This window comes from Mesobacillus jeotgali, from assembly GCF_014856545.2.
Lineage (GTDB): Bacteria > Bacillota > Bacilli > Bacillales > Cytobacillaceae > Mesobacillus.
In genome coordinates this window covers 2,779,046-2,791,916 of sequence record NZ_CP109811.1, presented here as the reverse complement: position 1 = coordinate 2,791,916, position 12,871 = coordinate 2,779,046, and the positions used below count along the sequence as shown (strand labels likewise).

General features: G+C 38.1%; 13 protein-coding genes. 12 read left to right on the top strand and 1 reads right to left on the bottom strand.

All coding sequences use genetic code 11. The features are described from left to right. Nucleotides 1-34 precede the first annotated feature (34 nt). The 3 genes from FOF60_RS14210 to FOF60_RS14200 all read left to right on the top strand — a co-directional run bounded on the left by FOF60_RS14210 (nt 35) and on the right by FOF60_RS14200 (nt 3,588). On the top strand, nt 35-2,320 hold the full coding sequence (locus tag FOF60_RS14210; protein ID WP_192471807.1) for an ATP-dependent DNA helicase: 2,286 nt from the start codon (nt 35-37) through the stop codon (nt 2,318-2,320). Between the two features lie 118 nt (nt 2,321-2,438). Further along, nucleotides 2,439-2,963, top strand: a complete 525-nt coding sequence (locus FOF60_RS14205; protein ID WP_225650137.1) for a sigma-70 family RNA polymerase sigma factor — start codon at nt 2,439-2,441, stop codon at nt 2,961-2,963. Continuing rightward, entirely contained in the window at nt 2,953-3,588 is a 636-nt protein-coding gene (locus FOF60_RS14200) for a hypothetical protein (RefSeq protein ID WP_192471809.1), read from the top strand. The genes FOF60_RS14205 and FOF60_RS14200 overlap by 11 nt, the downstream gene beginning before the upstream one ends. A gap of 194 nt (nt 3,589-3,782) precedes the next feature. Here FOF60_RS14200 and FOF60_RS14195 read toward each other — a convergent pair whose 3' ends face one another. Then, the gene (locus tag FOF60_RS14195) at nt 3,783-4,520 is read right to left on the bottom strand and encodes a uracil-DNA glycosylase family protein (protein ID WP_192471810.1); all 738 of its coding nucleotides are present in this window, start codon (nt 4,518-4,520) and stop codon (nt 3,783-3,785) included. 202 nt (nt 4,521-4,722) lie between these two features. Here FOF60_RS14195 and FOF60_RS14190 point away from each other — a divergent pair, with 202 nt between their 5' ends. From FOF60_RS14190 to FOF60_RS14150, 9 genes are all read left to right on the top strand, one after another. Further along, nucleotides 4,723-5,484: a MerR family transcriptional regulator gene (locus FOF60_RS14190; protein ID WP_192471811.1), complete on the top strand. Its 762-nt coding sequence runs from the start codon at nt 4,723-4,725 to the stop codon at nt 5,482-5,484. Nucleotides 5,485-5,916: 432 nt separating this feature from the next. Beyond that, entirely contained in the window at nt 5,917-6,192 is a 276-nt protein-coding gene (locus FOF60_RS14185) for a YkvA family protein (protein ID WP_192471812.1), read from the top strand. A gap of 147 nt (nt 6,193-6,339) precedes the next feature. Next, nucleotides 6,340-7,167, top strand: a complete 828-nt coding sequence (locus FOF60_RS14180; RefSeq protein WP_192471813.1) for an STAS domain-containing protein — start codon at nt 6,340-6,342, stop codon at nt 7,165-7,167. Between the two features lie 263 nt (nt 7,168-7,430). Then, entirely contained in the window at nt 7,431-7,658 is a 228-nt protein-coding gene (locus FOF60_RS14175; RefSeq protein ID WP_192471814.1) for a hypothetical protein, read from the top strand. Beyond that, a complete protein-coding gene (locus tag FOF60_RS14170; protein ID WP_225650139.1) occupies nt 7,655-8,296 on the top strand; it encodes a hypothetical protein in 642 nt (213 codons plus the stop codon). The genes FOF60_RS14175 and FOF60_RS14170 overlap by 4 nt, the downstream gene beginning before the upstream one ends. A gap of 161 nt (nt 8,297-8,457) precedes the next feature. Then, complete coding sequence (locus tag FOF60_RS14165) at nt 8,458-9,591, top strand: hypothetical protein (RefSeq protein WP_264647564.1); 1,134 nt, start codon at nt 8,458-8,460, stop codon at nt 9,589-9,591. Between the two features lie 142 nt (nt 9,592-9,733). After that, nucleotides 9,734-10,006 (top strand): YesK family protein, encoded by a 273-nt coding sequence (locus tag FOF60_RS14160; RefSeq protein WP_192471815.1) that lies wholly within the window; start codon nt 9,734-9,736, stop codon nt 10,004-10,006. Nucleotides 10,007-10,505: 499 nt separating this feature from the next. Next, on the top strand, nt 10,506-11,801 hold the full coding sequence (locus FOF60_RS14155) for an IS110 family RNA-guided transposase (protein ID WP_192473839.1): 1,296 nt from the start codon (nt 10,506-10,508) through the stop codon (nt 11,799-11,801). 512 nt (nt 11,802-12,313) lie between these two features. Beyond that, nucleotides 12,314-12,754 carry a hypothetical protein gene (locus FOF60_RS14150; protein WP_192473809.1) on the top strand — a complete coding sequence of 147 codons (441 nt, stop codon included), beginning with the start codon at nt 12,314-12,316 and terminating at the stop codon, nt 12,752-12,754. The last annotated feature ends 117 nt before the right edge of the window (nt 12,755-12,871 follow it).

Here is a 12,871-nt window from a genome sequence, read left to right as displayed (position 1 = left end):
TTGTAGTGATTTTTAGATTGGGCCAGGTGAGTGGATGAAAAATGAAATGAAGATATCGGTGAGAACTTTGGCTGAGTATGTATACAAAAGTGGAAGTATCGTATCCGGGTTCAGGACTGCTTCATCTTTTACCGAAGGTTCTCGAATCCATCGTGAAGTTCAGAAGACATATAACGAACAAGATCTAAGTGAAGTTTACTTAAAGACTGAAATAGAATATGAAGACCTTCACTTTATTATTGAAGGACGTTGTGACGGGCTTCTTGTAAATGCTGGACGTATCACCATAGATGAAATTAAGTCAACTTCTTTAAGTCTTGAACTGATCAATGAAGACAGTAATCTTGCACACTGGGCCCAGGCAGAATGCTATGCTTACATGTACATGGAGGACAATGAATTAGATTGTATCGATATCCAGCTTACATACGTACAGAAATCATCCGGTGAAGTGAAAAGATTCATTAGGACTCGGACATATGATCAAATAAGAGAAGCGATGTTGAACATGGTATCTGTATTTGCTCCTTACGCAAAATGGCGGTTAAAGCATGAACTGAATAGGAATCAGAGCATAAAAGCGTTAGCATTCCCTTTTGCTCAATACCGTAAAGGGCAACGGCAGCTTGCTGGATCGGTTTACAAAACCATACAGGAAAAGAAGACTATTTTCGCAAGTGCTCCTACTGGCATCGGAAAGACTATTTCTACACTTTTCCCGTCTGTTAAAGCAATCGGTGAGGAACATCTGGGTAAGATTTTTTATCTGACTGCCAAGACCACTACCAGGCAAACAGCAGAGGAAGCTTTTGGCCAACTTTTTGATCATGGCCTTCAAATGAAAGCAGTGACCATTACGGCAAAGGACAAAGTCTGTTTTACAGAGCAGGGGATATGCAATAAAGACCATTGTGAGTTTGCGGACGGTTATTATGACAAAATCAATGACGCGATCCTCGATATCCTACAAAATGAAAATTCTCTAGATAGACAATGTATTGAACAATATGCCCTCAAACATAAGGTTTGTCCCTTCGAATTTTCTCTGGACGTTGCATATGAGGCTGACACAGTCATTTGTGATTATAATTATATATTTGATCCAAAAGTTTCATTGAAACGTTTATTCGATGACCAAAAGAAAGAAACTGTCCTTCTTGTTGATGAAGCTCACAACCTGGTTGACAGAGGAAGGGATATGTTTTCATCGACTTTAGAAAAGACAGCATTCTTACAGCTAAAAAGGGACTTTAAAGGTAAAAACGAAAATTTACATAGGATTTGCAAGCAAATAAACGACTGCTTTATCAAAATAAAAAAGCAGGCAGAACCTTCTAAAACAATGGTGTATAAGGAACCACTAGAGGAACTCAATCAGTTGGTATTGGAATTTATCGACTTTGCCGAAAAGGAGCTTCTAAGCGATCGATCTGAGAATTCTGAGCAGTTGCTTGATACCTATTTTGCAGCGCAGAATTGGCAAAGAATCAGCAAGCTGTTCGACGACCGCTTCATTTTATATGCAGAGGTTCAAAGGAATGAGGTTATAGTAAAGCAATTTTGCCTTGATCCTTCTTATCTGATTAAGCAAGCAGGTAAAAGCTTTAGGTCCCGTGTTTTCTTTTCGGCCACTTTGAGTCCTATTGGATATTACCGTGATATGTTAGGTGGAGACGATGATGATTATGTTGTCAGAATTCCTTCTCCATTTTCAAAAGAACAAAACCAGGTAATGATTCAACCTTTATCAACAAGATATAAGGATAGAGAAAACTCGTTAGAGCCAATTGTCAAAACACTCATTGAAACCATTCAAAGCAAGCCAGGCAACTACTTAATCTTCTTTCCTTCCTATCTTTATCTTAATTCGGTATTGGAGTACTGGAATCAGGGCAATTACGGAATACGTACAATTGTTCAGGGTACAGGGATGGGAGATGCCGAACGTGAAGCGTTTCTGGAATCCTTCAAACCAGGCGGATCAGGTTCTCTGGCAGGTTTCGCTGTCCTGGGAGGGATTTTCTCAGAAGGAGTGGATTTAAAGGGTGATCGACTGAATGGCGTATTGGTAGTGGGTGTTGGTCTGCCTCAGATCGGCTTTGAGCGGGATTTGATCAAACAGCATTTTTCGTTCGAAGGGAAAAATGGATTTGATTACGCCTATGTATATCCGGGCATGAACAAAGTGCTCCAGGCTGGCGGCAGGCTGATACGGTCAGAAAAAGATACAGGAACGATTATATTGATCGATGATCGGTATTTACAGAATAAATATCAGAATCTGTTGCCAGATGTATGGAAGAGCTATACGATTTTATAGGGAAACATCCTGCTAGTAGTACAGGATGTTTTTATTTTTTATTTTTAAGGAGGATTTAAAGCCAAATCAGCGAATCTTCCGTCTAATGAATAAGAACGGTAACAAGGGGGTGCACCTATTGCTGAAGTTGATCAAAAAAGCCCAGAAGGGAAATGACAAAGCATTTCTCGAGCTTTTCCAGCAATATGAGCAAGATCTATACAAGATGGCGTTTATATATGTCAAAAACCAGAATGACGCATTGGATGTTGTACAGGAAACTGCGTACAAGTCTTTTAAATCCATTAAAGAACTGAAAGAGCCCAAATACTTTAAGTCATGGCTGATCAGAATAGCCATCAGCTGTTCCCTCGACATACTTAGAAAAAGGAAAAAAGTTGTGCCGCTGAAGCCCGATTTTGATGAGTTTATTTCCGGAGCAGTAGATGAAGATTTAACATCCGAAATTACTCTAAAGGGATTGATAGAAGACCTGCGGGAGGAAGAAAAAAGTGTTATCCTGCTTAGATTTTATCAGGGAATGACACTAAAAGAAGTTTCAGAAACATTGAATATCCCTCTGGGTACAGCAAAGACAATTTTGTACCGGGGATTGGGCAAGCTTCGTAAAGACTTGGAAGGAGATGAGGCAAATGAGCAATAAAATCCAAACAGAAATGAATAAAATTGAAATACCGAAAGAATTGAGTGAACGCAGCAGAATAGGGATTGGCAAGGCAAAAACTGAGATAGGAAAAAGCAATAATAAGAAATGGTTCGCCTTTGCAGCACCAGGCCTGGCTGCGATCATTGCCCTGGGAATCGCTGGTCCTGGATTGCTTTCTAATCAACCACCTGAAAATCCCGTGATTCAAACGGTACAAACCAGTCATGCTTTTGATGTGACTGACCCTCAAAGGCTTGTCGGATGGGCTGACAATGTATTCGTTGGAAAAGTCATAAAGATGTCTGGAACGTCTGAAGAAAGTGGGATGCTTGAAACACAGTTCAAAGTGGAAGTAGCAGAGACCATCAAGGGTGAATTGCAAGGTGAGGTAACAGTCAACCAGCAAGGTGGCTATGAAGGGAAGAAGCTGATTCTGGTGGAAAATGACCAGCTGCTCAAAGAAGGAGAAAGCTATCTGTTCATATCCAGGAATAACGAAGAACATGACTGGCATACAGTAGTTCCTGTTTATGGAGACATTTTAATTAACAGTGAAGCACATAAAGAGGAACTGTTAACCAAATACGAAAAGGCGTATCAGGAAGAAATTCCGTTTGAGTAAGTTTAAAAGACCAAGATTTTGGTCTTTTAACTTTGCTCTTTTCTCAAACTTTGTTGCTATTGACTACTAACTAGGATTAAATGACCTATGTTTCTTCACAAAATTAAAGCTTAATATGAAAAAAGCTTGGACACTTCATACCGAAAAACAAAATAGCTTTTTATCACGTACAACAGTCTTTACGAGAACAGCATTTATCTTTTCTTGAAAAAATCATTGATAGTATTTTTCATTGTTTCTTTATTCTTTTCGAATTGCTGCAGGCGATGGCCATTCGCTCCTGAAGGATGTGGGAAGCCTAATAAAATGTTCTCTTTTCTAAATTTGCCTTCCCGTATATATTGAGATAAAACTTCTTCAACTCCTTTTCCTAGTGGGATAATTAATGAATCCCTGAGTTCAGCAGCCTGTGGTTCAAAGTATTTTGCCAGATAACTCGTCAATAAATCACTTTTCAGGATTTTCGGGCTATGTCCAGTATAGTTCTTGCCATCGACAAAGACGGCATAAGGAATTAGAGAAGTGGTATGGAGCAAAGAATCCTTATCGCCAAAAAGCTGCTCACAGCTTTCCAACTCCAGACATATGTTCAAACCTAACTCGTCTAGCATTTGGGTGATATTTTTCCGAAGTATCCCAAAAAACCGTGCTTCACGCTTACATATATAAGGAATGTCATCAAATGAAATGTTATCCTGCAGACATTGACGGGCAACTGCAATCGATTTATTCATTTGTTGAAAACCTGGTGTAATTCCTACTATAAACACCATTGCCTTTTTATTGATATATTCATTATGTGTACAATAGTAAATCTCGATGTTATTTTTACCGGCCATCAGGAAATCCGATGTTAAAATTTCACCTCGAGAATAACTCTCTTTTAAAGGAAGATCTGCAATTTTATCGATGTACTTCCCCAGCTTGTCCATGCCTATCCCCCATTCCATTAAAAGTTGGCTGGTTCTGTCATTCCTTTTTAAACATCTCCAATTATATAGATAAGGCTTTACTCCAGACAAGCTATTAAAGAGTATGTATTATTTCTTCGCGTAATTTTTAAAAGCATTAATAAAACCATTGACCCTGACGCTGCGTCATAGTTTAAGATTGGTTTGTGGAGGTGATCGAGAAATGTACAAAGTAAAAGAAGTTGCAGAGTTGACAGGAGTAAGCGTACGTACCTTGCATTATTATGATCGTATAGGTTTACTCAAGCCAGAAGCGTTATCCACTTCCGGGTATCGCCTTTACTCTGAAGAGAATCTTGAGCGCCTTCAACAGATAATGGTTTTTAAGGAAATGGACTTTTCTCTTCAAGAAATTAAGGGAATTATCGAACGGCCTGAGTTTAACCGCAAAGAAAGTTTGAAAAGGCATAAAGAATTGCTATTAGCCAAAAAAAAGCGGTTAGAAGAGATGATCCAGACAGTTGAACAGACAATCGATTCAATAGAAGGAGGCTATAAAATGGCAGATAAGGATATGTTTAAAGGATTTGACATGAAGGAAATAGAAGAACACCAGAAGAAATATAGCGAGGAAGCGAAGAAGAAGTATGGAATAGAGACCGTCGAAAACGTAGAGAAGAGGACTTCTGGATATTCAGCTGAAGACTGGGCAGACATCCAGGGTAAGACAGATGATATCTATAAGCGGCTCATTGCCGGAATGGACCAGGGACCAGAAGCTTCAGAAGTACAGCAGGCAGTAGCGGATTGGCGCCAATTTATCACTGACCATTATTATGATTGCACACTGGAGATATATCGCGGGCTGGGTGATCTATATGTGGATGACCCCCGGTTCACAAAAAATATAGATAAATACCAGGAGGGGCTAGCAGCATTTTTTAAAGAAGCGATCCATTACTATTGTGATCAGCAAAAAAAGTAAGTTAATGTAGGCTATATTTAATTCGGAAAGCAGCCAATTTAAATTTGGCTGTTTTTTTGGTTTCATATATGAAACAAATCTACTCTTTGTACGTATTAATGATTGTCCGATTCATTTGCAATGTTTTAATATTTGGCTCTGTTATAGCCCATTGTTGTTTTAAGCTCTGTTGATTGTAGTGGAAGGCGCGTAGACTCCTGCGAAAATGCTAGCGCATTTCCATCGTGCGCTGGCAAATTCGAGAAAGTAATTCAATGTCCTGCGGGCTAAGCTGGTCAGATGAGACCCCGCAGGAGCAAAGCGACAAAGGACGCTCAGCTCCAGCCCCGCGGAAAGCGAAGCGCCTGTAACGAAAATCAACAGCCTAGTTTAACAGAGCCAATAATTAATAAAAAGTAAATGTGGATAGTACGAGTTGAAAGGAGAGCTGTTATGAAAAAGTTTTTGAAAAGAATCAGGCTTGTTTTCAAAGTGAAAAAATTCATCCCTTTTTTAATAGAGTTCTTTACTTCCGGTTTAGTGCCATTAAAGCAAAAATTAATTTCAGTTGGATTGATCATTGGCTATTTTCTGCTGCCATTCGATATCATTCCCGACTTCTTAACCTTGATTGGTGTTGTTGATGACGTAGGTGTGCTGCTTATCATTTTTCAACAGATTATAAAAATGGCTCCGCCTGAGTTAAGGGACAAACATAAGATGGAGTAGAAAATAAGTGCAGGCAACCTCTATAAGATTAGCTTAGTATCCTTATATTTTTATATAAGGCAGGAATTTTGGTATAATACAGCAATAAATAATATTACATCTTGTTAACTAGTTCATGTGGTGCATTTCGAGACGGGGGGAAGCTTGGTGCACAGAAATCAGTACTTATATGAATATCTTAAAGAAAATAGCTTTAATCTAACTGAAGAATGGTATGAAAATATAGATAAGTCGAATACTGCAGGTGTTTACGCGTCTAATGACCCTGAGGTAATCAAAGCTTTAAAAAAACAGAATCATGATTTTCATTTGCACTTTATTGAATTATTCAATAAAGGGGAACAAGAATTTTTTCAGGACTTTGAACCCTGGATCATCGAAATAGCAAGTGATATTGAACATATTAATACCCCTATTCAATACGTGATCAAGGAATTTAAAAACGTTAGGAATCAGTATTTTAAATATGTCCGTAAATTTGCTGAGATGAATCCGACAATAACAAGGGATGAAGTTGATGCCTGGTATGATGTCATCCTTAAGGAGATGGATGAAGTCATTTTACGATTCGTCGAGGCTACTTACAAATACTCACAAAAAATTTTGAAAGCCCAGCAGGCAACAATCAATGAATTGAGTGCTCCTGTCATTTCTATAAGCAACCATCAAGGCTTGCTGCCTCTAATTGGAGATATTGATACATCAAGGGCGAAAATGATTCTTGAAAATACTCTTAAGCAATGCAACAAGAGGGATATTCATCATCTATTTGTCGATTTATCAGGTGTGGCGATGATCGACACTATGGTTGCCCATCAAATCTTTCAGCTTTTGAACGCATTAAAATTAATTGGCGTAAAGACTACACTTTCCGGCATTAGACCAGAAATCGCCCAGACAGCCGTTCAGCTCGGACTTTCTTTCAAAGATACAGAAATAAGAACTAGTCTGGCTCAGGCTCTTGATCAAAAATAAAAAAGGCTTTCCGCGGGTAACGGGTTCTGTTTTGAAGTACAAAATTTAAAAAAGTATATAAAAAAGGGTATCAAATCGCAAAGATTTGGTAACCCTTTTTTTATTGATATAACAGTGTTTTCAATAAATAATTGGCATTATTCGTACCCTAATTCGCACCTTAAATATCAGGTTACAGAAACTTCTGTACCTTGATAAAAGTATTACTTTTTTTCACCCCATTTGACTAACGTGTTATTTTAGGAAAAAGGAGTTGATAGGAAATGAATTTCATTAAACCCAAATATGTAAATTTAGAACCTGTAGAATTTAACTTGTCTGAAAGGACACGGAAAATCATTGAGTCTTACGCTAGTTATACTGGTCTTACAGAAAATCAGGTGTTAGAGGAGTTTATTCCAAACATCCTAGAAGATGACAATTTTATTGAACATATTAAATCATTGAGGAATAATGTCCGTCTTAAGCGGGACTTAGGCATTGAGCAATGACAAAAATGAAGCGGTTAGCAGAAGTTGATGATTCCTTAACTCCAATAAATACTCCAGTATCGGAAGAAAGCATTAAGGAACGTAACCTGCTTTATGACGTATTGACCCCAAAACAGTTTATGGCTCAATTTAACGTTGAGATCTATCGGCCGGTCCATTTTGAATTATATGGACAACCCCACTACATTCAACTAAATTACTGTGCAAACCCTTATTGTAGTTATTACGGAAAGGAACAGACAAAATTTAATGGGAGGGCTAAGAGGTATCGACTTTCGGGGAAAGAAAACGAAAAAGTGATTATTTGCGGAAAAGGTAATGGTGGATTTAATGAAATACCCTCTTTAGGATGTACCACTAGTACGTTGTCAAATTGGTCGATATCAACCGAAATTGAACGCTTACATAGGATCAATACTGTTTTGCCATTAGACCAAACTTATATTTTCCATAAAGATGATTGCAGAATTACCACGACTCCCTTTTCAAGCTCAAAGGATTTCTACAAAAGAGGAACAAGTACTGCTAAATCTCAAAGATATCAGTGTAAAGTGTGTAAAAAGTTCACCAATGTCTTGCCTGATAAGAAACGAAATACAGGCTATCATCAGCAAAGAAATGATATCTTGATTCAGTAGCCAAACATTTGATCAATCGGTCTCCTATATCCCGGACTTGTGAAATATTGGGTATAGGTCGAGGGACATATTACTCTAAGCTCGAATGGTTGTATAGATGCTGTCTGGAATTCTTGGAAACACGAGAAACGAACGCTTTTCAAAAGAAGACATTCGATGAAATGTGGATTAACACAGACAAGATGATGTATGTCTTAAATAACGTTCGTAAGAAAGGCTATTCTAAAAAATCAAATCCTTCCTCTGTGGAAAAACAACTCCCCACACAAGTGGTGATAAGCAGCCATTATCATTCGAGGTATGTGTTTAGAGCGGATGTGTGTTACGACTGGGAGATAAAGAAGGAGCAAATTTTCTCTGACACCGAAATGTACAAAGATGACCATTTAAATTACTTTTTGAGCAAAAACGCCAAATTTAATAAGTACGGAGTTCATCCAATGGAGCCTTCTCTCAATGACACAGAGACTATGCAGGAGTACCTGTATAAACTAGATGACTTTAACAGAAGGTTTTTCTATGTGGATGGATTGCACGTCAACCAAACGTATACCACTGTAGCCCATCTCTGGCATATTAAACATCTCGTACAGTCGCCGAAGTGGAGGTTCATTACAGACGAAGACAATTCGTTAAAAACAGCAATCAATAGAGTATTTACAAATGAAATTAAAAACAAAGATACATATCTTTTCACTACCAAGATAAACAAAGCACTTTCTAGGAAAGAAGCATTCCAGGAGTACCGGCAATCGATTCAAGATTTGAAGGCTTGGGGAGAAAATCGTGGTTTCGAGGAAAAGGATTTACAAGTTCTTGCGTATCGCTATTTAGAGGAAAGATTAAACAGCCATACATTTCACAACGTCCACTACAGCGAACAAGGAAAGGTTTATCATTCACATAAAGAGAATCCTATTGAGCATCCACTAGGCACTAAGGACAGGGGTAAGCGTATGATCGACTGCGTGACAGATATGACCCATTTATCCCCTCGCTCATTGGCAATGTTTGTTGAAAAGGTGAATGACAATTCCATTAATGCTTTTTTACAAGAGATAAGACGCTGCCTCTCTGTCCTTGAAAGACCATTAGTTACTTCTCGTGGTGATGGTAAGTCCTATATATATTCCAACTTCAATCCAAAGTACGCACAAATGAGCCTCACCATTCTGAGGACTTACTACAACTTTTGCAAGACATTTAAATCAGGGGATAAAGAGGAAACACCGGCTCAGCGGATTGGCATAGCGGAAAAAGTTTATAAATGGGAGGATATCATTTATAAGCGTTGAACAAATGACCTATATAAGGTTTTTTCTGAAAAATAAAAATACAGCTTAGAAATATGGTAAAATTATGGTAGGCCTTATTTAACTAACGAAGCAGTAATGTTTAACTAGAACATTCTGTAAAATGGTAGGAGGAGGCGTTTTTATGATGATTTTAGGACCATTCCTAATTGCTCTTATACCAGGTATTATTCTAATGGTGGTTACTTGGTGGTTTGGAAAGAAAGGTTATCCGTTGTTTGTCAGAATGTTGCCAGGAACCCTATTAAGTATATCTGCTGTTATTATCTTTTATATTAGTTTTGTTTCCATTAGGGGATTTGAAGGTGTAGCCTATGGCATTCTTAGTTTCTTTTTAATTATTTTTGCCTTTATATCTTTCTTTATCGGAAAAAAGGTTACTGCACACCATAATTGAAGGTTTTTAATATTACTGTATTGAACGGATGCGATAATGAACCAGGCTGTCTCTTCTATAACTATTGGGGAATGATTTGTTGCAGATGAAGTGACCAAATAAGGGAGGTTTACTTATGAAAGAACCAATTAGGATTATGCTATTAGGAATATCTATTATGATAGTAAGTCTATTTATTCAAAACCTATCTAGATGGGAGCCAAGTTCTCCATCAAGTCTTGTGCAGATAATATTTGCAGTAGGCTTTATTACATCAGTAGTTGGGTTCTTTTACAAGAAAAAGTGAGGAGAGTTAAATCTTCTAACTCCATAAACGGATGCGTTGATCCAGAAGGATAATGCACCTTTTTATTGAATTCCTTATTAGACTAACGGAGCAGCATTCCTGTAATGAAGGAAAATGGTGTTTGAACAAAAAAATAACCTCTTGGTAGAATGAGAGAGTCCTGACGCTGGCCAGCAAAAAGGACAGATATCTCAAATACCAGGAGGCTTTAAAATGAATTATAACCAGAATAAGAAGATTGCTCAAATAACTTCTCAGACTCTTATTATAGGAGTCGATATTGCCAAATTCAAGCATGTGGCACGGGCTCAAGATTTTAGGGGAATAGAGTTTGGATCTCCATGTCAATTTGAAAATACTAAAGAAGGAATTGAGCATTTTCTTAAATGGATTTCGGAAATTAAAAAAGAACAGCGTATGGAAAAAGTGATGGTTGGCATGGAGCCGACAGGCCATTATTGGTTTAACTTGGCCCATATTTTAAAAGATAACGGGATTAAATTTGTCGCTGTAAACCCCTTGCACGTCAAGAAAAGCAAGGAGTTGGATGATAACTCACCTACGAAGAATGATGTGAAAGATGCCAAGGTCATAGCTCAGCTGGTCAAGGACGGAAGATACGCAGAACCTACGATACCGCAAGGTGTTTATGCAGAACTCCGGGTGGCAAAGAAAATTCGCGATCTTTTAACTGAAGACCTACAAACGGTCCAAGGACAGGTACACAACTGGATTGACCGGTATTTTCCGGAATTCCTCAAGGTATTTAAGAAATGGGAAGGTAAGGCTGCTTTACAATTCTTAAAGCTCTATGCCTTGCCACATGAAATAGCTGTATTCACCGAAGAAGAACTACTCGTTCATTTGAGAAAATCCGTATCACGGAGTGTTGGATTAAACAAGATTCGCGAGTTAAAACAGGCAGCCAGTAAGTCCATCGGACTTCGACAAGGTGCTGAAATGGCCAGGCTTGAGCTAAAAACCATTCTGGCTAAGTATGAATTAATCCAGTTACAATTCGGAGAATTGGATGCAAGACTTGACGGTCTGCTTAATGATATTCCAGGTGTACAACAAATGTTAGCGATAAAAGGTGTGGGCAGGGATACAATTGCCGGCTTCTTCGCTGAAGTAGGAGATTTAGGCGAATATAATCATCCCAGGCAAATTATCAAGCTGGCCGGTTTAAGCTTGAAAGAAAATACATCGGGTAAGCACAAAGGAAAAACGACCATTACAAAAAGGGGCCGTAAGAAGCTAAGGGCCCTGTTATTCAGGGTTTGTATGATTCTTGTCGCCAAAAATACGGCATTTAAGGCGTTACATGCGTACTATACTCAACGTCCGGATAATCCATTAAAGAAGATGCAGTCCCTGATCGCTTTGTGTAATAAACTAATCCGGATCCTCTTTAGTATTGGTAAAAAGCAATTTGAGTTTAATGAAGAAAAGATGTTAAAGGACATCCCTCATTTGGCACTAGCCCAGAAGACGGAAATGGCAGCGTAACTCTGTTTTAGTTTAGATGAATAGTAGTTCTGGTTTTATAGATTTTGGAGACATTTGAAGCACGGATTAGTCGGCAAAGCAACTAAATTACGGGCTAAGACCCTGTGGGGCAGCATGGCTGACATCCACCTCATGGAAAGGTTGGACGAAGGAATTTGAGAGCGAAGACTCTGTGAGGCATGGGAGGGTTGACCTCCATGAGTAAATGTGGACATCCACCAGTGCGGTTATATTTTTACTCATCCACCATTTTCTGTAAGGAACTGGTTAGTGGGTTGTAGCTCTTTTTTCTTACTCTGTCCAAAAAAATCCTTTCAAGTGAAGATCCTCCATTTATAAAGCCAGTTACCGGAAGGTAAACGACTATGAAATTCTAAGAAAACATGAGTAAATCGGCGTTTTGGCTTCATTTATTGAGGGAGTTTAGTACAAGATAATTAAATTCTGTTAATATAAAATAAAGGTAAATTATGTAAGGTTAGAACCTAATAAAATTTTAAGGTGGTGTAGGTTTGAAAAAGATTCTTGTTATGATTACGTTATCTTTATTTGTTGTTGGTTGCGGATTGCAAAACGTTTCAAAGGAAGAACAAATACCTGTAATTGGAAAGATTATTGTTGATGCAACTGAATATGAAATGAGGGTAGGAAATTATAAATGGAAGGGTGAAAAAATGTCGATAGAACAAGTTGGTTCTACTGACACACCAATGGAAATTGCTAAAGGATTTAATGATTTAGTAATAGAAAAGAACAGTAAGATTGAAATCCTTATTGAAGATGACCCGAACTTAACTGTTTACCAGTATAGTGAAGACGGAAAATCAAAAGAGATAACTTTAACAGAAAAACAGATCACAGTTCCATCTAATAGTGGTCACTATATATACGAAGTGGTAGGGAAATGGTCCGATGGAGAAGCATCTTTTATATTTGATGTAGAGATTAAATAGCTTCTACATTCCATAATTATAAAACCTAAACCAAACCCTAAAGAAATTTTTTATGCAATTACTAAATGGAATGATGAATAGAGTTTATTCAGCTACTGATCGTCCAAGCAGGTTCAG

What these genes read in the sequence shown, in the direction of transcription:
- FOF60_RS14195 (WP_192471810.1), bottom strand. Translation starts at nt 4,520, where the DNA reads ATGGACAAGCTGGGGAAGTACATCGATAAAATTGCAGATCTTCCTTTA.
- FOF60_RS14190 (WP_192471811.1), top strand. Translation starts at nt 4,723, where the DNA reads ATGTACAAAGTAAAAGAAGTTGCAGAGTTGACAGGAGTAAGCGTACGT.
- FOF60_RS14155 (WP_192473839.1), top strand. Translation starts at nt 10,506, where the DNA reads ATGAATTATAACCAGAATAAGAAGATTGCTCAAATAACTTCTCAGACT.
- FOF60_RS14160 (WP_192471815.1), top strand. Translation starts at nt 9,734, where the DNA reads ATGATGATTTTAGGACCATTCCTAATTGCTCTTATACCAGGTATTATT.
- FOF60_RS14170 (WP_225650139.1), top strand. Translation starts at nt 7,655, where the DNA reads ATGACAAAAATGAAGCGGTTAGCAGAAGTTGATGATTCCTTAACTCCA.
- FOF60_RS14175 (WP_192471814.1), top strand. Translation starts at nt 7,431, where the DNA reads ATGAATTTCATTAAACCCAAATATGTAAATTTAGAACCTGTAGAATTT.
- FOF60_RS14185 (WP_192471812.1), top strand. Translation starts at nt 5,917, where the DNA reads ATGAAAAAGTTTTTGAAAAGAATCAGGCTTGTTTTCAAAGTGAAAAAA.
- FOF60_RS14200 (WP_192471809.1), top strand. Translation starts at nt 2,953, where the DNA reads ATGAGCAATAAAATCCAAACAGAAATGAATAAAATTGAAATACCGAAA.
- FOF60_RS14165 (WP_264647564.1), top strand. Translation starts at nt 8,458, where the DNA reads ATGTGGATTAACACAGACAAGATGATGTATGTCTTAAATAACGTTCGT.
- FOF60_RS14210 (WP_192471807.1), top strand. Translation starts at nt 35, where the DNA reads ATGAAAAATGAAATGAAGATATCGGTGAGAACTTTGGCTGAGTATGTA.